Source organism: Francisella orientalis FNO12, assembly GCF_001042525.2.
GTDB classification, from domain to species: Bacteria; Pseudomonadota; Gammaproteobacteria; order Francisellales; family Francisellaceae; genus Francisella; species Francisella orientalis.
On record NZ_CP011921.2, the window covers coordinates 314,669 to 334,335 of the forward strand.

Here is a 19,667-nt window from a genome sequence, read left to right on the forward strand (position 1 = left end):
ATGAATGATAGAAATATAACAACTAGTGAAATTATAGAAATAGCATGGCGTGATAAAACATCATTTGACGCAATCAAAAATATAACAGGGTTATCAGAACCTCAGGTTATAAAGATTATGCGAAATAATCTTAAGCTGAGTAGCTTTAGGCTTTGGCGAAAAAGAGTAACCGGAAGAGTTGCAAAACATCAAAAAAGGTTAAATCATACAAATGCAAGTGGTTTGGTTTAAGCGTGATTTACGCATAAATGATAACTTAGCCTTATCTTTAGCATCTGAAAAAGGAGATGCTTTACCGCTATACGGACAACCTTTAATCTTAATGATTGGTGATGCTGTAGAGGTTTTTGAGCAGTTAATACAAAAACATCCTATCAAGAATGTTTGGTCGCATCAAGAAACTTGGAATGACTGAACATATCAACGTGATATTAAACTTGAGAGTTTTTTCAAACAAAATAATATTACATGACACGAACCATATCAAAATGGAGTAGTTCGTTGTTTAGCTGATAGAGATAACAGGGCTTTGTTATGGCATAAACGGATGAGTGAAAAGATTATAAAAGCGCCTACCAAACTTAAGTTTATTTGCGAAAATTAAATTAAAATACCTACTGCTGAGAGCCTTGGTTTAGAGTATGATAATTGTTACAAAAGACAAAAAGGCGGTCGAATTCGTGCACTTAGAATTATTGATAGTTTCTTATATCAAAGAGGTTGTGGTTATACTAAAGAGATGTCTTCACCTCTGACAGCTTTTAGAAGCTGTTCGAGATTATCTCCATATATAGCTTTTGGAGCTATTTCAATTCGAGAGGTGTATCAGTTAGCTAATCATCGTAAAAATGAAATCAAAGCTAGTAGTATAAAAAATAAAACAAAATGGTTAAGTGCAATGCGTTCATTTTTATCGCGCCCGCGCTGGCATTGTCATTTTATGCAGAAGTTAGAGGATCAACCAAGTATTGAATATGAAAATTTGCATTCAGCTTATGATCAACTACGCAAAGAGCCGCTAAATTATCAATATTTTGAGGCATGGAAAGCTGGTAATATTGGTTATCCGATGATAGATGCGTGTATGCGAGCCTTAATTGCAACAGGGTGGTTAAACTTTCGGATGCGAGCGATGCTTATGAGTTTTGCAAGCTATCATTTGTGGTTGGATTGGTGTGTTACATCATTATATCTAGCAAGATTATTTACTGACTATGAACCAGGTATCCATTATTCACAGGTGCAAATGCAATCTGGAACTACTGGTATAAATAGTATCCGTATTTATAATCCGATTAAACAGAGCATAGATCAAGATCCTAAAGGTGAATTTATTAGAAGATGGGTACCTGAGCTAGAAAATGTAACTGATGAAAATATTCATACTCCATGGTTAGAAAAGCATAATGCTGTAGACTATCCTGATCCAATTGTTAATGAAAAACAGGCACGGAAATTTGCAGCGGATAATATTTATAAAATTCGAAAAGACTCAAAGAATAGCCAAGAAACTAAAAATATTGTCAAAAAACATGCTAGTAGGAAAAAGCCTAGAAAAATAAAATCTACGGAACACAAGGTCGAGAGTATACAAGGAGAATTATTCTAATGAGGACTTTACGCCTAATTCTAGGAGATCAACTTTCACAAAGTATTTCTAGCTTGAGAGATTGTGATAAAGCAAATGATGTTGTAATGATGTGTGAGGTAATGCAAGAGGCTAGCTATGTTAAACATCATAAAAAGAAGCTGGTGTACATTTTCTCAGAAATGCGCCATTTTGCACTGCAGTTACATAAATTAGGCTATAAAGTTTGTTATACAAAACTAGATGATCCAAAAAATACAGGTTCATTTTATAGTGAAGTTGAGAAGGTTGTTGAAAAGCTTAGCATACAAAAGGTTATTGTAACTGAGCTAGGTGAATATCGAGTATTAAAAGATATCCAAAATTGGCAAAAAGATTTTTCAATAGATGTTGAAATACGCACAGATGATAGATTATTAGCTACAATAGATGAGTTTTCAAAATGGTCAAAAAGTTACAAGCAATTACGTATGGAATATTTCTATCGTTATATGTGTACTAAGCATAATATTTTGCTTGATAGTGATGGTAAGCCGGGAAGTAACCAGTGGAATTATGATAGTCAAAACCGTAAAACACCAAGTTTTGATATGCAAATCCCAAAATCATATAAGAGTAAAGCAGATGATATAACTAAGCGAGTAATTAAGTTAGTCGAGAAAACATTCGCTGATAATTTTGGAGATATTGGCCATTTAATTATGTTGTTTCTAGAGAGCGGGTGCTCGAAGCACTAAATTTATTTGTTAAAGAAAGACTTAGCAGTTTTGGAGATTACCAGGATGCAATGCTTGAGGGGCAGGCATGGATGTATCATTCACATATTTCTATATATATCAATAGTGGCTTACTGCTACCTTTAGAATGTATCAAAGCTGCGGAAAGCGCATATTATAATGGCAATGCTCCTTTAAATGCCGTTGAGGGCTTTATCCGTCAGATTCTTGGTTGGCGAGAGTTTGTGCGTGGAGTTTATTGGTTGAAAATGCCAGATTATCGCGATATGAATTATCTTGAAGCTACGTGTAAGCTACCTAATTTCTACTGGGATGCTGATACCAAAATGAATTGTCTGCATCAATGTATCAAAGAAACTAAACAGAATGCCTATGCTCATCATATTCAAAGACTTATGGTTTTGGGTAATTTTGCATTATTAGCTAGGATTGATCTTAAGTATGTCAATGAGAGGTATTTGTTGGTATATGCCGATGCCTATGAGTGGGTCGAGCTACCAAATGTATCAGGAATGGTGCTTTTTGCTGATGGTGGACATTTGGCAAGTAAGCCTTATGCTGCAAGTGGTAGCTATATTAAAAAGATGTCTAATTACTGTGATAATTGTGGTTATAAAGTCAGTAAGAAAAATGGAGATGATGCTTGTCCATTTAATTACTTATATTGGGATTTTTTAGCGAGAAATAACACAAAGCTAGCTAATAATTCACGCTTAGCAATGATATATAAATCTTATGAAAAGATAACTGATGAGAAAAAAGAACTAATTAGGCAAGATAGTAAAAAATTTCTTGAGGATTTGCGAATATGAAAAAACAGCATCTCTCGACAAAGAATTGTATCGTTTGTGGTCTGCTATTTACTTGGCGTAAGAAGTGGGCAAAAGTATGGGATGAGGTAAAATACTGTTCTGAAAAATGTCGTAGATCAAAAAATAAAAAGTAAATATTAAAACATGATGAATATTTTAATCTAGCCGAAGTTATAAGTAAGTCGCTATTTGTTAATATGAAAAATAGAAAAAATTCACTAAAAAAAAGAATTATTTTTTAGTAAAACTTATTTGTAAAATAGTTTACTTTGAATCTGCAAGTTTTTGATTAATTTGATTAAGTATGATTGTTGCATCAGTTTTACTATCATCTTTAATGTAAATAGCTGATTGATTAGGATTGTTTTTAGCTGATTGAACTACTATATTAATAGAATCACCTGTTGGCGAAACAGCTTTGATTTCAGATTTTTTTTCATCAATTGTTTGTTCTTTTGTAGTATAATTATTTTCTTTTAATACTTCTGTGGCAGTAGAGAATACGGTTTCTCTATTTTTAGCATAAGCATTGTACGCATCAGGGTTTTCCATCCATTTATATGCTAAAGCACCCACAGCAACGCTGGCTAAGACTAGACCAGTTATAGCTACAGCTTCGGCTGTACATGATGTAATCGCCACTGAAGCAGCTAAAAGAGTTGCGATTGTTATTAGTTTTTTCTTCATCATAATTTACCTCACAAGGTTGTTGTTTGTTTATGGATTAATAGTCTAACAAATTCATTATATCAAGCTGTTATAGTTTTCCAAACTTGTTTCTTATTTTCGATGTTATAAAAGAGGTAAATCTATTTTTATCTTTAATTAGTATATAAAATGGTTTGAAAAAATTAGGTAATAACTATAAAAATGAACTTTATCGCAAAAATATTTTGCGATTATAGTTATGGCAGGGGTTGTTTTAGCGATATCAATACTTTCCATATTTATACCATTAAAGCCATATATTACTTATTTGTTGGCTACTATTATGTTGGTAATAGGACTTCATCTACAAGCAAAAGATTTTGTAAAAGTCGCTAACCTAAGTGGAAAGCTGCTCATTATATTAGTGCTAAAATTAACTGTTACATCAATAGCAGCTTTTATAATTGGTAAGCTCTTTGGGTTGAGCTTAACAGCTTTAATAGGTTTAGTTATTGTAGGAGCTTGTCCTGGAGGCACAGCTTCTGGAGTTATGGCTTTATTAGCTAGAGCAAATATTTCACTTACTGTTAGTTTAATTTTTTTTGACTACGCTGTTAGCACCAGTATTTATGCCATTGATCATTTATTTTTTCTTTGCAAAAAATATTAAGTTAGATTGGTTTGATATGTTTGAAACAATGACAATAATAGTTATCTTACCAATTGTTTTAGGAATTTTAATTAGTAAATTTACTAAACTAAATGATTCAACTTTGAAGAAAATCTCCAGTATTCCAATACTCTTGATTATGCTAATAGTAATGGTTGTAGCAGCTTTAAATAAAGACGCTATTATACTTGTGCCTTTAGATATTATTTTGAGCGTTACTATCCTTCGTATATTTGCTAATGTGTTGGATATTTAATAGGTAAAGTTTTGGGTCTTGATTTTGATAGTAGATTAGCTTTGCTATTTGAGTTTAGCATATTAGATGTTGGTTTAGGGATTGTAATAGCTTTGACCTTCTTTGGTAATCAAGCAGCTATTGCTGCAACTTTTTATGCAATTTGGCAGAATATTATTGGACCTATAATTGTTAACTTTGTAAATATATATCGCAGTACTAAGTTTAAATCTTCTTAAAACATTTTGTTGACAAAAAAGTCTAAAATATACTAATATATCTAAAAATATGGTTTTAGATATCAAAATGAATCTTGAGTTAGAAAAATTTATAAATGTCACAGAGGCTATAAGTAGGCTTTTGCATCCTTTTGCAGAAGTTGTAATTCATGATTTATCTAAGAACAAGATAGTAGCAATTTTTAATCCTATCTCTAAAAGAGAAATTGGAGATATATCATATTTAGACCATATAGATTTAGATGCATATAATGATTTTGTAATAGGGCCGTACGACAAAATAAATTATGATGGGCGCAAAATGAAATGTATTATCACTGTAATTAAAAGCTCAACAAATGATGTTATTGGAACATTATGTATAAATTTAGATGTTTCTGTATTTGATAGATATCAAAACTTAATAAACGTGTTTCTAAATAATAACAATATGCAAATGTCTCAGCAGCAACAGAGTCTTTTTATAGATACTTTTTATGAAAAAATTAACAATTTTGTTCAGAGATATTGTATAGATAATAATTTATCAATTGATAAATTAACTAGAGATCAAAAGAAAAATTTGATTTTAGAACTTAAAAAACAAGGCGCGCTAGATGGGAAGAATGCTAGTAAATACATTGCAAATGCACTAAATATTAGTCGAGCTACTGTCTATAACTATCTTAAATAATCATAGGGAAAAATAATGTTAATCATATTAGGAGCAATTGTCGGTTTTGTAGCTAGTTTTATTTCTACACTACTTGGTGGGGGTGCTGGTTTAATAGCTGTTCCAGCTTTTTATTTTATAATTGTACATACTTATGGAGCTGACTTTGCTATGCAAATATCTATAGCAACTTGTTGTGGGATGTCTATATTTTTAAGTTCTATAGCAACATATAAGCACTATCGTAAGGGTAATATACACTTGGGGGAATTAAAGTATTACTTATTATATTTATCAGTAGGGGCGCTAGTAGGCTCAATAGTCGCAAAGCAAATAAATACAGATCTTTTGAAAATAGTTTTTGCAATATTATTGTTTGGTAGTGGTATCTGGATGATATTGCATAATGATAATAAGGTTGTCAAATTACCTAGAAGTGCTAGATATAGTATTTTTAGTTTTTGTGGTGTTTTGAGTGTTTTGGCAAGTTCGACAACGTTTGCAACAATGTTTTTTATAAAAATTGGTACTGATATCAAAAAAGCTATAGCTATAACTAGTGTCTGTGTGCTTATAAATTCATCAGTAGCCGTATTTGTACTTACTTATGGAATTAGCGTTAATGTACCATCAACACTTGGTTATCTAAATATTCCGCTACTAGTATCGTCGGGCATATTTGCATTAGCAGGTAGTCTTTTGGCAGTTAATTATTTAGGGATAATTTCACCTAAGCTTCTAAAGAGTTTATTTATAATTTTGATGTTTGTTTCTGGTGGCGTGATGATTATCTAAAAGTTGAAAATATAAGCTTTTGCTGTATACTTAATATCTCTTTGGAGAGGTGTCCGAGTGGTTGAAGGAGCACGCCTGGAAAGCGTGTATAGTTTAACGACTATCGAGAGTTCGAATCTCTTCCTCTCCGCCAGTTTACAGCCCTCGAACTTTTTGGGCGTCATTTTTAAAATTATCAAACCACCCTCTGAATCCCAGTATTCATAGGCTTTAGCACGTTTTAGTCGCTTACCACATGCATACTTAGAGAATTACAAAATCACCGATTTTACCCCAAAATATCCCTTTTTATTCTCCATTTCTCCGTTAGATGCGAACGTCGGTCGTCAAGGTACGCATGTCCAGAACCCTTGATTTTACTGGGCTTTTGCAAAACCGGTCTCGAGGTTCGTTATTGGGGCGGAGAATGGCGCATAGATCCACCGATAAATAGTCTCATGGCTCACGTATGTCAGCTCCTTTTGTTGATATTTTAGCCACGCAGCAATCTGTTCGGGTGTCCACCCATGGCAGATAAGTTTTGTGACCACAAAATCTTGCAATGCCAAATTTCGATCTAATCGGCTGATGCGCCTGCGACGTTGATCGCACAATTGTTGAGCCGTATCCGGCCAATATTCTCCGGGGGGCGCCTAATTGCGACGCAACTCTCGGGAAATCGTTGATGGACAACGCTTTAACACGCAGGCAATCTGCCTTACGCTCTTCCATTCTCCTCTCATTCGGATAATCTTAACCCTTTCTTCCGCTCCAATTTGTTTGTATATTTTCATTAGCAATACCTTTCTGTGTCTGTCTCTTCAACAAACACTTTAAGGTGTTGCACTTCATTTTAGAACAGGCCATAATGTTGCTGCCGTTAAATGCTACGAGAAAGCAGGTTTCAAAATGGTTTCAGAACAGGCAGATACTACAGAGGTGTGGATGCTTTTAAAAAAACAAAGTCGTTTCAGTCAATAATGTGGAACATTTCGTATGGGGAAATCTCTGTGATGGTTGGTGGCTTAAAAAAGGTGGTAATTTTACCGTCATCGAAGAAATGATGCCGCCTGGCGGATTAGAGGTTAAACATTTTCACAATCTAACAGAACAGTTTTTTATGTTTTAAATGGAACGCTTTACATTGAGATAGATGATCACGAATATAAACTAGACAATAATCAGGGAATTGAAATTCCAGCCGGGGCCGTTCATCAGGTATTGAACAAATCCAAAGACTCTGTTCGTTTTCTTGTCATCTCATGCCCTGATTCTCACAATGATCGAGTGAATGTGGAAGAGAACGAAAACATAAGCATAGGGCCACGAGCGTTCGATAAAAGCAAAATCCTTGATGAACTTAAATCAAGATAGCCGATTTTTTATGATCCTGAAAAATTTGGAAAAACAAAGCAAGATATCGAAAACCAAATGTGTGATGAGTTTTGGGAAGTTGGTGCATCAGGCAATGTCTACACCAAACAAGACGTCATAGAAACGCTACTCGAGCGGTATAACAACCCAGATTATCAAGATATTTGGGAAGCAAAAGGCTTTTAGCTCACAAAAATCGCACCGGATAATTATTTGACTACCTACATCCTTATCCAAGACAAAACAAGATCACTTTTTTACACAAGAATCCATTTTCACATCTTCTCAAGTCAAAAGAGGAAAACCATTCCCTGATCTGTTTTTATTTGCTGCGCAGCGGATGGGAGTCTCTCCACAAAACTGTTTGGTTGTTGAAGACAGTATGGCAGGGATCAAAGCAGCCCAAAATGTTGGCATGGATGTGGTTGGATTTTTAGGAGGAAGTCACGCGGGGTTTGATTGGTATCGACATAATATTCAATTATTAGATGTGCCGATTGCTTTAAATGCAGGCGACCTGATTGATATGCTAAACCATTTTAATAATGATTCAGATTGGAAAATGGTAGGAGCGTGATGATATGACAACAAACCTTGCTTTGCACAGTAACCCCATCAGGGAACATATTCATACCCTTATCAGCGCCATTATCCCTTATGACGATGTTGAACAAAAACATATTCATGATACGCTCTCTTGGATTGAAAGTGGCGCGCCTATTTTTAGGGTTCAAAAGCCTGATGTCCCAAATAAACATTTAGTATCTTATTTTGTACTCTTCGATGACGTTCACCAAAAAATATTCTTATGTGATCATAAGAAAGCACTTCTTTGGCTCCCCTCTGGAGGGCATGTAGAAATTGATGAAGATCCAAAACTACAGTTGAACGGGAATGTTTAGAAGAACTAGGTGCGCAAACTGATTTTTGGATCCCTGACCCATTCTTTATCGCGTCAACATCAACAGTAGGCTTAACAGCGGGTCATGCAGATGTAAGCTTATGGTATGTGCTCAAAGGAGATAATCATGCCACTTATCAGTTTGACGAAGAGGAATTCAATAACATCCGTTGGTTCCATCTTGATGAGGTGCCTCACTCAAAGTCAGATCCCCATATGGAACGTTTTATACAAAAATTCAAAGGTAATTTATGAAAAATCTTACTCACAGAAAGGCAAGAATTGCTGATTTACCACGTCTTATAGAGCTGCTCTTAGAAGATGAACTAGGGAGCACAAGAGAATCAAAATCAGCTGCGGTGCAAGAAAACTACATCAAAGCCTTTCATGAAATTGATTCTGATTCAAATCAATATTTAATGGTTGTAGAAAACGATGATGAAATTATCGGTACTTGCCACCTCACCATTATGCCATCACTCACTTTTATTGGCAGCACCCGTATGCAAATAGAAGCCGTAAGGGTCGCAGGGAAATATAGAGGCAGAAAATAGGAAGATGGATGTTCGATCAAGCCATTAGTTATGCCAAAGGACATAATATTTCTATCACCCAGCTCACAACGAATAAAAAACGACCAAAAGCAAAACATTTTTATGAAAAACTTGGCTTCGAAGCTAGCTACGAAGGCATGAAATTATATTTGGAATAAGATCTATGAAAGTTAAATTTGAAAAAGTAACTGGAGTTCATTTAGATACCATATTTAACTGGCTTACCGAGCCACACATTATAGGCGAAGAAAAACTCAAAAGACTTTCTAAAATAGGTCATACCTATGGCCTTGATTACATGATCGGTAATTCTAAATTTTTTAGCAAGGGTTACGGATCTCAAACATTATCTGACTTTATCGATTTTTTCAGAGAATCTATCGATCCAAAAGCAGATACTTTTTTGATTGATCCTGATAGCGCTAATCTACGTGCAAAGCATGTTTATATGAAAGCGGGATTCAAACATGTGTGTGATTTCATGATGGAAGGTGATGTAAGTGGCGCAGGAAAACTTCATCATTTGCTCATCAAAAAATTTGAGCCAAAAAATTCGATTATTCAAGCAACTATGGGTGATTATCCGCGCATTCAAAACATGGCGCGTTTCTACGTTTATGATTTATCAAGAGACTGCGGCTCGATCTCATCTGATTGGGCTATTCCGGAAGATGGTCTTTATGAGAGCTTTGACTTTAAAAATTACTTTGAAGAACCATCCAGAAAAGCTTATTTAGTTAAAGTTTATGATGAGATAGCCGGCTTTGTTTTGCTGAATCAAGCAACTGAAAATTCTACAAGCACCTGGAACATGGGTGAGTTTTTTATTATCGCTAAATTCCAAGGTGCGGGCATTGCTACTCGTGTTGCTAAACAGGTATGGAATATGCATACCGGCAGGTGGGAAGTTTCTGTTATCCCTAATAATCAGTCAGCCTTAAAGTTTTGGGAAAAGTCTATCAGTGAATTTACCTATGGCGCTTTTAATAGGAAAATCAAAGAAGTTACATATGATGAGCATTGCCCACGAAGAATCATTTTTGAGTTTGATACGCAAAATAGCATCCATCAAAATATAATTCCCAAGTTTGTCGTACGTACATCTGAGATTACTGATATCTCTACCATTGTTGCACTCTCAAAAGCCAAGAGGTTAGCGTATGAAAAGGCCCAACCACAATTTTGGCGTTATGCTGGAGAGGAAGGAGATAATACGCAAAAACATTGGTTTACAGAACTGCTGGAGGACGAAAATCATGTGATGTTCACTGCAGAAAGCGATGCCAAAGAAATCCTTCGATTTGTGATTGGCAAGCTAATAAGTGCTCCAGAAGTTTATAATCCAGGTGGGCTGACTTTGATGATAGATGATTTCTGTGTGCAATCCGAGAACCTTTGGCAATCTGTTGGGCATAAGTTAATTGAAGGGCTCAAAGCTGCAGCTAAAACTAAAGGCACCACACAAACCCTTGTTGTATGCTGTGCTCATGACCCGCCAAAACGCAAGTTTTTGAGCGAACAAAGTCTATCTATTGCATCTGAGTGGTTTGTAGGAGGTATTGTATGATCAAAATCAAACTTCTTACAAACCATCCCAACACTATACCAGCCCTCGCTCACATTTGGCATGAAGTCTTGGGTAAAATCTGGGTGCCTGATATTCCTATCAAACGTGTTATCACAAGATTTGCAGATCATTTGAAGACCCAAGCTTTGTCAATCACTTTTATTGCATTAGATGGCGATTTACCGGTTGGCATGTGCTCTTTGCGTGAAAATGATGACATTCGTCCAGATCTTAATCCTTGGCTCGGTTCACTTGTCGTTGATCCAAAATATCAAAAGCAAGGCATTGGCAAGATGCTGATTGATGTGACTGTACTGAAAGCAAAAGAGCTTGGTTTTGAAAAGCTGTACTTGTTTGCTTTTGATCCCACCATACCAGAATACTACGAACGTCTTGGATGGAGGAAAATCGGTATGGATGAATTTAAGTTTCACCCAGTAACCGTTATGGAGATGGAGTTATGAAAAAAGATTGCGGCTTTCAATTCGAAACAACCTATACCCAGTTGCCAAGATCGTTTTATACGTATTGCGATCCCTTTCCTTGTGCGTCTCCCGAAATAGTCATACTAAATACCGATTTAGCTCAAACCATAGGGCTGAATTTTTCTCATATGAGCCCTTATGAATTGGAGCTGCTCTTCTCAGGCAATCAGATGCCAGGTAGCACCAAGACCTTTGCACAGGCTTATGCAGAGCATCAGTTTGGTCATTTTACTCATTTAGGTGATGGTCGTGCTTTGATGTGGGGTAAGCATATTACACAACAAGGAGAAAGAGTTGACATACAGTTTAAAGGGTCGGGGCAAACACCTTATTCCCGTCGTGGTGACGGAAAAGCAGCTCTTGGACCTATGCTGCGTGAATATATTGTATCGGAGGCTATATATTATTTTGGCATCCCTACTTCGCGTAGTTTGGCTGTTGTTGCTACAGGTAATCCCGTTATGCGTGAAACTTTATTGCCTGGTGCTGTTTTAACCCGTATTGCCTCATCCCACATTCGAGTGGGGACATTTGAATTTGCGGCTGCTCAAGGGGACATAAATTTTGTACAAGTCCTTTTAGATTGTACCATTAAACGTCACTATCCCTTTTTAGCTGAGGACAAAGATAAAGCCTTAAGATTCCTAGAGATTGTCATAGAAAAACAAATCAATTTGATTGTTGGATGGATGCGTGTCGGCTTTATACACGGTGTGATGAATACTGATAATATGATTGTATCGGGCGAAACGATTGATTACGGTCCGTGTGCTTTTATGGACACCTATCATCCTCATACTGTTTTTAGTTCCATTTATCATTCGGGGCGTTATGCTTATGGAAATCAACCTCAAATTGCACAGTGGAATATTACAAAATTAGCTATAACTTTATTACCCTTTATTCATCATAATCACTATACAGCCAAAGATATGATAGGAGAAGTGATGAGTCGATTTGCAGATGTTTATCAACAAAAGTGGCTCAAATGATGCGTGCTAAGATCGGGTTACATCAAAATCACGAAAAAGATGAACAGCTTATCTCAGACTTATTGACATGGATGGAGAAAAATCATGCAGATTATACCAACACGTTTCTTGATTTAATGGAAGAGAAAAAACCTTAAGGAAAAATATATGCACAAAGATCATTTGAGGATTGGTATATGCGATGGCAAGAAAGACGGGCTCTTGATGCAAGTTTATCCGTTCAATTTTTAAGTTTTTAAAAGAATATTAATCCGACTATTATTCCTTGCAATCACAAAGTAGAAGAGGCTTTAAAATCTGCCAACAATGGTGATTTCAAAGATTTTTATGTACTGCTAGAGGTTATTAAATCGCCGTATAACAACCGAAGCCTTTTGCAATCCTATACATTGCCACCAAATCCAAGTGAACGTGTCTATCAAACTTTTTGTGGCACTTAAATTAATGAGGGCGACAGCTACTGCATTGACCGTGAATTTCAAGATTCCATTTCAACGGAAGAAAAGTACCCTCATCTAAATGGCGCTGAAACAGGTGAATCATGTCATCAAGATGTACTTCTAATACTGTGCCGCAGTCATCACAAATCATGAATTGTGCGCCCTGATGGACGTGATCAGCGTGACAAATGACATAAGCATTAAGACTTTCAATGCGATGAATAAAGCTCATTTATACCCAAAAATCAATGGCTCGATAAACTGTAGGGGGCTTTGGTGAATCAAGAACCTCTGCCAATTTGTTAAGAATTTCATAAGCTCCTAAAGGCTTTTGACTTTGAGATATAATTTTCAGAACTTCTAGCCTTGGTTGTGTTAAACGCTCTTTTTTCTCTGCGCAAATCATTTGCGCTTGTTGAGTGAGATCTTGGTTGATTTTCATAATATCTCCATAAGCATTTGTTTTTCATAATGACTACAATGAGCTTACATGGCTCTGGTTTTGTTGATTAATCTTCTCCCAAAAAGAAGGATGATCGAGCCTCATTAAAAGTGATGATCCTTTCATGGCTTCATCAGGTGTACGATGTAATATACCTTTGGACCCGCCTTTAAACACAGAAATATCCCAGGGATTAAGAAACTGAATAGCTGATTGATTGATGACAATCTTTTCATTAGGTTCTCCCCTTTCAAAAGACTCTAAATCAACGGTTTCATGAGGCAACCACTCTGTTCCCGTACCAGTATAGGTTACAAGCATGCGCAAAGGGACATTATCGACGTGATAACGTTTACATCCACGTTTTGATCCTAGCCAAAATCCCACAGCAGCAGTGTCCAGAATGTTGCAAAACGCTTTTGTGATATTTCCCATATCCATAATCCAATTCTCATAGCAAGGATCAAGGCGAAGATCATTTGAAATGACCTCTAAAAGAATCTCCTTAATATCAATTTCAGCAGTTTTTTTATAGATTTTATCGAATATATTAAAAGGATACTGCATGATTTTCTCAAAAAAACATGATAATTTTTGGGTGCTTGACGTCTTATAATACCTAATTGATGCGGTGATTTTTTAAAATGAGAAAGTGCAGTAAGACTGTTCACTTCTAAAACACTTGGTATATTCAGCAATTTATTCTCTTGAGTTTTTAAGTAATCCTGTATAAAGTGTTATATTATAACACTAGATAAATCAAGCAAATGGTGATCCTTAAATGCAAGCTTTAAATAAAAAAACTCCCTGTAACTGTCTTGTCAGGGTTCTTGGGTGCAGGAAAAACAACCCTTTTAAATCATATTCTAGGCAATCGTGAAGGCCTAAAAGTCGCGGTCATTGTGAATGACATGAGCGAGGTGAATATTGATGCTGATTTAGTCGAACGTAGCGGCAGCAATCTTTCTAAAACAGAAGAAAAACTCGTTGAAATGAGCAATGGTTGTATTTGTTGCACACTACGTGAAGATCTTCTGTTGCAGGTGCGTGAATTAGCAGATGAGGGAAAATTTGATTATCTTGTTATTGAGAGCACAGGAATTTCTGAACCTTTACCCATTGCAGCTACTTTTGATTTTCGAGATGAGGATGGGCATAGTCTGTCAGATGTTGCTGTTTTAGATACCATGGTCACAATAGTGGATTCTGCCAATTTTATTCAAAACTATAGTTCAACAAAATTTTTAAAAGATACAGGGGAAAGCCTTGGCGATGAAGATGAACGAACTCTTGTGGATCTTCTTATTGAACAGGTCGAATTTGCGAACGTCGTTCTTTTGAACAAAAGTGATCTTGTGTCAGAGTCGCAAATGCATGACATAAAACCTATTGTAAGGGGTCTGAATGCTAAAGCAAAAATTATAGCGACATCAGAATCTAGAGTATCATTGAGTGAAATTATGGATACAGGCTTATTCAATTTTGAAGAAGCCCAAGATCATCCCCTATGGGCGCAAGAATTATATGATTTTAAAAATCACACTCCAGAAACAGAAGAATATGGCATCACGAGCTTTGTTTATCGGGCAAGGGAGCCTTTTGATCCCAAAAAAATACATCATTTTTTCAAAGAGGAATGACCTAGTGTTTTACGTGCAAAGGGTTTCTTTTGGATTTCAACACGACCTGATTTTGTAGGGGAAGTATCACAAGCAGGAGCCTTTGTACGCAATCAAGGTATTTGTCGTTGGTGGATTGCGACTCCTAAAAAGAATTGGCCAGATGGAAGTGATTTTAAAGCAATGATTAAAAAGCAGCTTGATGCATGCCTTATTAAAGATTACTTATCAAATCCCCTCATCCACCAAAACCTTCCAGATCCATTTCCTAAGTAGTTTAAAACGAAAAATGCAAAATAAAACCCGCTTCTTTTAAATCATCTAGATCGTGGCGCTGATCGCGATAGGAGGAGTCATTGGCTCTTTTACCAAGCCAGAGATTAGCACTTGGTATAGCACCTTACATCGTTCCACCCTGACGCCGCCAAATTATGTATTTCCAATTGCTTGGACTATTTTATACGGCATTATTGGCGCTTGTGACTAGCTAATTTGGCGTGCGTCTTCATTTCCTAAGTTAAGGGTGATCAAAACCTTATACGTGACCCAGCTCATTTTAAACTGGAGCAGGGCGCCTTTGTTTTTCCACCATCACTTCACGGGACTTTCCCTCATCGTTTTGGTCGCCATGGATATTCTGGTCTGTGGCTTATTTGCCTAGCTTACCGAAAAATCAAAGTAGTTTCGCTACAGATGATTCCTTATCTGTCATGGATTCTATTTACAGCTTACTTAAACTTTTACATATGGTGGTGTAATTAGGTAATGCATAACTTGAGCATGTATTTCGATCATCAATTTTTAGCTTGATGAATTATACATTCTAAGTATAATATCCTTAGAATTTTTATTCACCGGGGGTGCTTTAGGGGCGAAATAAATTTGCTTCGAAGGCTGAGAAATACCCTAAAACCTGCTCTGGTTAATGCCTGCGGAGGGAGTGTGAAGCATCTGAATTCCCACGTTTGGCTTTCATTCTGGGCTCTTAAGTGCTTTTATATCTTCCTTTGTAGAAAAATATAAGGAAGATTATGAAAGAAAATTTTTGGCAACTTACATTAGTCACAAATAAAGGTAATATCCCTACAGCTCCTTATCTCGAGTGTATTGAAGTGTGCCTCAAAGCTGGTATCACATGCGTACAGCTTAGAGAAAAATCCTTGCCAGGAGAAGATTTGTTGGATTTTGGCAGCTCATTAAAACGTCTTCTGGATTTATATAACGTTCCTTTAATCGTCAATGATAATGTTGATCTTTGCATAAAACTTAGCGCTTTCGGAGTTCACTTAGGTCAATCAGATACGACAATTGAAAAAGCAAGATCCATCTTGGGGGCAGATAAAATCATTGGCTTAAGCGTAAATACAATAGAACAAATTCAAAACTCACGAACTCTGCCTATAGATTATATAGGAGTAGGCGCCATTTTCCCAACTAATAACAAACCTGATGTTGAAACTATATGGGGCTTAAGTGGACTGCGTCAAGCTTCTCTCATTCCATCTCACCCTATTATAGCAATAGGAGGAATAGATGAAAGTAATACCTTTTCTGTTATAAATTCTGGTGCGAACGGAATAGCAGCCATAGGCGCATTTCATCAAGCAGCAGATCCTTTTTTAACAACAAAGAATTTAATAAAAATCATCAATGAGGCAAATAATGATAGATAAAATGGAAAAAGCTTTAGCTAAGGTTAGGAGTAAAAACCCCCTTATACTATGCCTTACAAACTTTGTCACAGTAGAATTTGTTGCAAATAGTTTACTCAGCATTAGCGCTGCACCAATTATGAGTACGTGCGAAGATGAAATTGAAGAACTAGTCAAAATGGCATCGGCCCTCTATATCAACATAGGAACGCTTGATCATGATTTTATTGCGCTAGCTAAAAAAGCGATAGAGATCGCCAAAGAACACAATAAACCTCTTATCTTTGATCCTGTGGGCAGCAGTGCCACGATCATAAGAACTGAGACCTCAAAATTTATTCTGCCTTTTTCAAATTTCATCAGAGGTAATAGTAGCGAAATCATATCACTCGCAGGTAATACGCACACAACCTATGGAGTTGAAGCCAATAATACGACAGATGAAGCTGTATCCATTGCAAAACGCTTAAGCCTACAGAATAACGCGGTTGTGATAGTTAGCGGATCGGTGGATTTTATCACAGATGGAAATAAATCAATTGAGGTGCCATTTGGTTCGCCTCTTATGCAAATGGTTACAGGTATGGGCTGCAGCCTGACAGCAGTAATCGCAGCATTTGTCTCCGTTGTGGAAGATCCTTTTGAATCTGCTGTCATAGCCGCACATTACTTTGCTATTTGCGGAGAAATAGCATCAAAAAAGCAGCAATCAATTGGAACATTCAAGGTAGCGTTTCTGGATCAATTACATGACCCAGATTTTGCATTAATGAGAGATTTGTATGATTCAAGAAGATAAAATAATTAAAGCTTTGCAGGCCGCTAGCGCCGATGGGTTTATCGGTGACGATGCTGCTGTCCTACCTAATCTAAATGGGAGCAATAGGTATGTGATTAGTAAAGATTTGCTCATAGAAGATGTGCATTTTCGCACTTCTTACTTTTCCCCAGAAGATCTTGCACATAAAGCTCTGCACGTCAATTTAAGCGATATAGCGGCTATGGGAGCAGAGCCTTTATATATTTTATGTGAAATTTCCATCCCAAGTCGCTTGCAGGACTATGCACCCAAGTTTTTAAATTCATTAACTGCTAAGTGCCAAAATGCTGGCGTCACTTTGATTGGCGGAGACACTACCGCCTCTAAAGAACGCTTATTTATCAATATAACAGCCATCGGAACAGCCCCTGAATCTAATATTAAATATAGAAACGGTGCACAAGCTTCAGATCTGATTTGTATAATAGGAAATTTAGGCTTTGCACATTTGGGCTTAGAGCAATCTCTGACTACAGATACGAAATACATCAATAGCTTCTTGCATCCAGAAGCCAAAATTAAAGAAGGAATATGGCTAGGAAAGCTGCGTGCTGTTAACAGCATGATGGACATTTCTGATGGGCTTTATATCGATTTGAAGCGTCTAGCTTCAAGTGCGGGAAAGCATGCAGTCCTCGATATCGATCTTTTGCAAAATCACTTACGCCTTAATGTGTCTGTGCAAGTTGCTTTGGAAGGTGGAGAAGATTATGGATTGCTCGTGACAATTCATCAAGACGCATTTGAAGAATTATCCCATAGGTTTATGGAAAGCTTTGGTTATGGCTTAAAGGTTGTTGGGCATATCACTGATGGAGATGGTTTGTCGTTCAAACAAAACAGTAAGCCTGTCGAAATTACGGTCAATCATTTTGCGCATTTTGGAGAAAGGTTATGAAATACAAAAGTTTATCTATTGCAGGATTTGATGGTTCTGGCGGTGCTGGCATTCAGGCTGATCTTAAAACATTTTCTGCAACAGGATGTTATGGGATGACTGTCCTCACCGCCATTCCTGTGCAAAATACTTGTGGTGTACGCGGCTGTTATGATATCCCGCTTTCATGCATCCATGAGCAGCTTGAAGCTATATTTGATGATATAAGGCCAGATGCGATAAAAATTGGCATGCTCTTCTCTACTGAGATCATAGAGCTCGTGACTGCTTTCTTAATGAGGCATGCAAAAGGCATTCCAATAGTTTTAGATCCAGTGATGGTGGCAAAAAGTGGTGATCCTCTCTTGCAAGCTGATGCTGTGGAAGCGTTAAGAACAAAATTGATACCAATTACAAATATTATTACCCCCAATTTGCCTGAAGCAAGAACATTATTACCAGGAAATTACGACAAAAAGACATTAGCGCAAAAGTTACTCGATTTAGGATGCGGAGCTGTTCTTTTGAAGGGAGGACATGAAGACGCTGCGACCTCAGATGATTTATTTTTATCGCATGACATTACAGAAACGTTATCTGCACCGCGTATCAATTCTAAAAACACTCATGGTACGGGATGTACTTTATCCGCAGGCATAGCAAGCTTTATTGCTCAAGGCTTTTCTACTTTTATGGCGTGCACAAAAGCCAAGTCATATCTGCATGGCGCAATGCTGCATAGCAAAGACAGCAATGTAGGAAAAGGACATGGCCCGGTACATCATTTTCACCATTTATGGAAATATTTATAGCAATCAATTTAAGGTTAAACTAAATGACAAAATTATCAGAAACAGCATTAGCAAAATGTCAGCTTATCATTCAGGCGATAAAGGACCATCCTTTTAATAAAGAGCTTGCGAATGGATCACTTAATATGGATAAATTTGCTTATTACATAGAGCAAGATACCCTGTATTTAAGAGATTTTGCAAGAAGCCTTGCTGTGATTGCTTCAAAAGCCCCCCTTAAATTTGTAAAAGATTTCCTATCATTTTCAGGTGGGGCATTAATAGCAGAGCAAGAAGTTGTGCATAGCTTTTTTCGTCACACCTTTAATCTTCAAGAAACAGAAAAACTAACACCAGCAACACTTTCTTACACAAGCTATCTGTTACAAGTAAGCAGCATGGCACCAGTAGAAATCGCAATCGCCTCTATTTTGCCGTGTTTTTGGGTTTATAAAATCGTAGGACAATCTATTGCTCAAAATACTGATATGGAATCTCAAAATCCTTATAAAAAATGGATAGAGACTTATTCTGGCAAGGAGTTTAGCGATAGCGTCGAAAGAGCTATTAGTATTTTTGATGAAGTAGCGTTGTCCGCATCAGACGAAGTTCGGGATTTAATGCTAGAAGCATTTTATAAAAGTACTGTTTTAGAATGGCATTTCTGGAACGATTCATATAATCAAGTTGTTTTTGACGCATTTGTTTAGGAATCATCAACATCATACAAAATCTTTTTAGCTAGCTTAACGAGAGCATGGGCATATCCAGTAATGCTCAATCTAGTTGATTCTACTG

General features: G+C 36.7%; 20 protein-coding genes, 1 tRNA gene, 7 pseudogenes and 1 riboswitch. Of the genes and pseudogenes, 24 read left to right on the plus strand and 4 right to left on the minus strand.

Annotated features, from left to right (window positions below):
* The 4 genes and pseudogenes from FNO12_RS01735 to FNO12_RS01750 all read left to right on the plus strand — a co-directional run bounded on the left by FNO12_RS01735 (window position 1) and on the right by FNO12_RS01750 (window position 3,271).
* Window positions 1-231 carry a TIGR03643 family protein gene (locus FNO12_RS01735; RefSeq protein WP_014714434.1) on the plus strand — a complete coding sequence of 77 codons (231 nt, stop codon included), beginning with the start codon at window positions 1-3 and terminating at the stop codon, window positions 229-231.
* Window positions 212-1,609: pseudogene (locus tag FNO12_RS01740) on the plus strand (cryptochrome/deoxyribodipyrimidine photo-lyase family protein). The gene FNO12_RS01735 and the pseudogene FNO12_RS01740 overlap by 20 nt, the downstream one beginning before the upstream one ends.
* Window positions 1,609-3,137: pseudogene (locus FNO12_RS01745) on the plus strand (cryptochrome/photolyase family protein). Before FNO12_RS01740 ends, FNO12_RS01745 begins: the two co-directional pseudogenes overlap by 1 nt.
* Window positions 3,134-3,271, plus strand: coding sequence for a DUF2256 domain-containing protein (locus tag FNO12_RS01750; RefSeq protein ID WP_014714435.1), 138 nt, complete (start codon window positions 3,134-3,136; stop codon window positions 3,269-3,271). Before FNO12_RS01745 ends, FNO12_RS01750 begins: the two are co-directional and overlap by 4 nt.
* 130 nt (window positions 3,272-3,401) lie before the next feature.
* Here FNO12_RS01750 and FNO12_RS01755 read toward each other — a convergent pair whose 3' ends face one another.
* Window positions 3,402-3,827, minus strand: coding sequence for a DUF3568 family protein (locus tag FNO12_RS01755; RefSeq protein WP_014714436.1), 426 nt, complete (start codon window positions 3,825-3,827; stop codon window positions 3,402-3,404).
* 180 nt (window positions 3,828-4,007) lie between these two features.
* Here FNO12_RS01755 and FNO12_RS01760 point away from each other — a divergent pair.
* The 4 genes and pseudogenes from FNO12_RS01760 to FNO12_RS01775 all read left to right on the plus strand — a co-directional run bounded on the left by FNO12_RS01760 (window position 4,008) and on the right by FNO12_RS01775 (window position 6,509).
* Window positions 4,008-4,929, plus strand: a pseudogene (locus FNO12_RS01760) (bile acid:sodium symporter family protein).
* A gap of 49 nt (window positions 4,930-4,978) precedes the next feature.
* Window positions 4,979-5,602 (plus strand): helix-turn-helix transcriptional regulator, encoded by a 624-nt coding sequence (locus FNO12_RS01765; RefSeq protein WP_014714438.1) that lies wholly within the window; start codon window positions 4,979-4,981, stop codon window positions 5,600-5,602.
* Between the two features lie 15 nt (window positions 5,603-5,617).
* Complete coding sequence (locus tag FNO12_RS01770) at window positions 5,618-6,376, plus strand: sulfite exporter TauE/SafE family protein (protein ID WP_014714439.1); 759 nt, start codon at window positions 5,618-5,620, stop codon at window positions 6,374-6,376.
* A gap of 43 nt (window positions 6,377-6,419) precedes the next feature.
* A tRNA-Ser gene (locus FNO12_RS01775) sits at window positions 6,420-6,509 on the plus strand.
* 499 nt (window positions 6,510-7,008) lie between these two features.
* Here the strand turns inward: FNO12_RS01775 and FNO12_RS11685 are convergent.
* Window positions 7,009-7,149 (minus strand): helix-turn-helix domain-containing protein, encoded by a 141-nt coding sequence (locus tag FNO12_RS11685; RefSeq protein WP_080574380.1) that lies wholly within the window; start codon window positions 7,147-7,149, stop codon window positions 7,009-7,011.
* A gap of 90 nt (window positions 7,150-7,239) precedes the next feature.
* On the opposite strand from FNO12_RS11685, the gene FNO12_RS09515 reads away from it, so the two are divergent.
* The 9 genes and pseudogenes from FNO12_RS09515 (at window position 7,240) to FNO12_RS01825 (ending at window position 12,365) form a co-directional block, all read left to right on the plus strand.
* Window positions 7,240-7,419: a hypothetical protein gene (locus FNO12_RS09515; protein ID WP_155105470.1), complete on the plus strand. Its 180-nt coding sequence runs from the start codon at window positions 7,240-7,242 to the stop codon at window positions 7,417-7,419.
* 85 nt (window positions 7,420-7,504) lie between these two features.
* Complete coding sequence (locus FNO12_RS11690; RefSeq protein WP_371806990.1) at window positions 7,505-7,729, plus strand: cupin domain-containing protein; 225 nt, start codon at window positions 7,505-7,507, stop codon at window positions 7,727-7,729.
* A 271-nt stretch (window positions 7,730-8,000) separates the two neighbouring features.
* Window positions 8,001-8,306, plus strand: a complete 306-nt coding sequence (locus tag FNO12_RS01790) for an HAD family hydrolase (RefSeq protein WP_080574382.1) — start codon at window positions 8,001-8,003, stop codon at window positions 8,304-8,306.
* Between the two features lie 4 nt (window positions 8,307-8,310).
* Entirely contained in the window at window positions 8,311-8,631 is a 321-nt protein-coding gene (locus tag FNO12_RS09720; protein WP_041257279.1) for an NUDIX hydrolase, read from the plus strand.
* A gap of 29 nt (window positions 8,632-8,660) precedes the next feature.
* A complete protein-coding gene (locus FNO12_RS09725; RefSeq protein ID WP_231138697.1) occupies window positions 8,661-8,885 on the plus strand; it encodes an NUDIX hydrolase in 225 nt (74 codons plus the stop codon).
* Window positions 8,882-9,342 (plus strand): annotated as a pseudogene (locus FNO12_RS01805) (GNAT family N-acetyltransferase). Before FNO12_RS09725 ends, FNO12_RS01805 begins: the two are co-directional and overlap by 4 nt.
* A gap of 5 nt (window positions 9,343-9,347) precedes the next feature.
* Entirely contained in the window at window positions 9,348-10,751 is a 1,404-nt protein-coding gene (locus FNO12_RS09735) for a GNAT family N-acetyltransferase (RefSeq protein ID WP_014714444.1), read from the plus strand.
* Window positions 10,748-11,215, plus strand: coding sequence for a GNAT family N-acetyltransferase (locus FNO12_RS01820; RefSeq protein ID WP_014714445.1), 468 nt, complete (start codon window positions 10,748-10,750; stop codon window positions 11,213-11,215). The genes FNO12_RS09735 and FNO12_RS01820 overlap by 4 nt, the downstream gene beginning before the upstream one ends.
* Window positions 11,212-12,365 (plus strand): annotated as a pseudogene (locus tag FNO12_RS01825) (protein adenylyltransferase SelO). Before FNO12_RS01820 ends, FNO12_RS01825 begins: the two are co-directional and overlap by 4 nt.
* Before the next feature lie 535 nt (window positions 12,366-12,900).
* On the opposite strand, the gene FNO12_RS01835 reads toward FNO12_RS01825, so the two are convergent.
* Window positions 12,901-13,110 carry a helix-turn-helix domain-containing protein gene (locus FNO12_RS01835; RefSeq protein WP_014714448.1) on the minus strand — a complete coding sequence of 70 codons (210 nt, stop codon included), beginning with the start codon at window positions 13,108-13,110 and terminating at the stop codon, window positions 12,901-12,903.
* Window positions 13,111-13,143: 33 nt separating this feature from the next.
* Window positions 13,144-13,677 carry a DUF1826 domain-containing protein gene (locus FNO12_RS01840; protein WP_014714449.1) on the minus strand — a complete coding sequence of 178 codons (534 nt, stop codon included), beginning with the start codon at window positions 13,675-13,677 and terminating at the stop codon, window positions 13,144-13,146.
* 227 nt (window positions 13,678-13,904) lie between these two features.
* Between FNO12_RS01840 and FNO12_RS01845 the strand changes: the two are divergent.
* From FNO12_RS01845 to tenA, 7 genes and pseudogenes are all read left to right on the plus strand, one after another.
* Window positions 13,905-15,005: pseudogene (locus FNO12_RS01845) on the plus strand (GTP-binding protein).
* Window positions 15,006-15,057: 52 nt separating this feature from the next.
* Window positions 15,058-15,390, plus strand: a pseudogene (locus FNO12_RS11695) (TspO/MBR family protein).
* Window positions 15,391-15,575: 185 nt separating this feature from the next.
* Window positions 15,576-15,687: riboswitch (TPP riboswitch) on the plus strand.
* 73 nt (window positions 15,688-15,760) lie between these two features.
* The gene (thiE, locus tag FNO12_RS01860) at window positions 15,761-16,402 is read left to right on the plus strand and encodes a thiamine phosphate synthase (RefSeq protein ID WP_014714451.1); all 642 of its coding nucleotides are present in this window, start codon (window positions 15,761-15,763) and stop codon (window positions 16,400-16,402) included.
* Window positions 16,392-17,180, plus strand: coding sequence for a hydroxyethylthiazole kinase (gene thiM, locus FNO12_RS01865; RefSeq protein WP_014714452.1), 789 nt, complete (start codon window positions 16,392-16,394; stop codon window positions 17,178-17,180). Before thiE ends, thiM begins: the two co-directional genes overlap by 11 nt.
* The gene (gene thiL, locus FNO12_RS01870; RefSeq protein ID WP_014714453.1) at window positions 17,164-18,099 is read left to right on the plus strand and encodes a thiamine-phosphate kinase; all 936 of its coding nucleotides are present in this window, start codon (window positions 17,164-17,166) and stop codon (window positions 18,097-18,099) included. The genes thiM and thiL overlap by 17 nt, the downstream gene beginning before the upstream one ends.
* Entirely contained in the window at window positions 18,096-18,890 is a 795-nt protein-coding gene (thiD, locus tag FNO12_RS01875) for a bifunctional hydroxymethylpyrimidine kinase/phosphomethylpyrimidine kinase (RefSeq protein ID WP_014714454.1), read from the plus strand. Before thiL ends, thiD begins: the two co-directional genes overlap by 4 nt.
* A 23-nt stretch (window positions 18,891-18,913) precedes the next feature.
* Entirely contained in the window at window positions 18,914-19,579 is a 666-nt protein-coding gene (tenA, locus tag FNO12_RS01880) for a thiaminase II (RefSeq protein ID WP_014714455.1), read from the plus strand.
* Window positions 19,580-19,667: the final 88 nt, after the last annotated feature.

Excerpts from the sequence above, each read along its gene's own strand:
- FNO12_RS01735 (WP_014714434.1), top strand. The coding sequence starts at position 1 with ATGAATGATAGAAATATAACAACTAGTGAAATTATAGAAATAGCATGG.
- FNO12_RS01750 (WP_014714435.1), top strand. The coding sequence starts at position 3,134 with ATGAAAAAACAGCATCTCTCGACAAAGAATTGTATCGTTTGTGGTCTG.
- FNO12_RS01755 (WP_014714436.1), bottom strand. The coding sequence starts at position 3,827 with ATGATGAAGAAAAAACTAATAACAATCGCAACTCTTTTAGCTGCTTCA.
- FNO12_RS01765 (WP_014714438.1), top strand. The coding sequence starts at position 4,979 with ATGGTTTTAGATATCAAAATGAATCTTGAGTTAGAAAAATTTATAAAT.
- FNO12_RS01770 (WP_014714439.1), top strand. The coding sequence starts at position 5,618 with ATGTTAATCATATTAGGAGCAATTGTCGGTTTTGTAGCTAGTTTTATT.
- FNO12_RS11685 (WP_080574380.1), bottom strand. The coding sequence starts at position 7,149 with ATGAAAATATACAAACAAATTGGAGCGGAAGAAAGGGTTAAGATTATC.
- FNO12_RS09515 (WP_155105470.1), top strand. The coding sequence starts at position 7,240 with ATGCTACGAGAAAGCAGGTTTCAAAATGGTTTCAGAACAGGCAGATAC.
- FNO12_RS09720 (WP_041257279.1), top strand. The coding sequence starts at position 8,311 with ATGACAACAAACCTTGCTTTGCACAGTAACCCCATCAGGGAACATATT.
- FNO12_RS09735 (WP_014714444.1), top strand. The coding sequence starts at position 9,348 with ATGAAAGTTAAATTTGAAAAAGTAACTGGAGTTCATTTAGATACCATA.
- FNO12_RS01820 (WP_014714445.1), top strand. The coding sequence starts at position 10,748 with ATGATCAAAATCAAACTTCTTACAAACCATCCCAACACTATACCAGCC.
- FNO12_RS01835 (WP_014714448.1), bottom strand. The coding sequence starts at position 13,110 with ATGAAAATCAACCAAGATCTCACTCAACAAGCGCAAATGATTTGCGCA.
- FNO12_RS01840 (WP_014714449.1), bottom strand. The coding sequence starts at position 13,677 with ATGCAGTATCCTTTTAATATATTCGATAAAATCTATAAAAAAACTGCT.
- thiE (WP_014714451.1), top strand. The coding sequence starts at position 15,761 with ATGAAAGAAAATTTTTGGCAACTTACATTAGTCACAAATAAAGGTAAT.
- thiM (WP_014714452.1), top strand. The coding sequence starts at position 16,392 with ATGATAGATAAAATGGAAAAAGCTTTAGCTAAGGTTAGGAGTAAAAAC.
- thiL (WP_014714453.1), top strand. The coding sequence starts at position 17,164 with ATGATTCAAGAAGATAAAATAATTAAAGCTTTGCAGGCCGCTAGCGCC.
- thiD (WP_014714454.1), top strand. The coding sequence starts at position 18,096 with ATGAAATACAAAAGTTTATCTATTGCAGGATTTGATGGTTCTGGCGGT.
- tenA (WP_014714455.1), top strand. The coding sequence starts at position 18,914 with ATGACAAAATTATCAGAAACAGCATTAGCAAAATGTCAGCTTATCATT.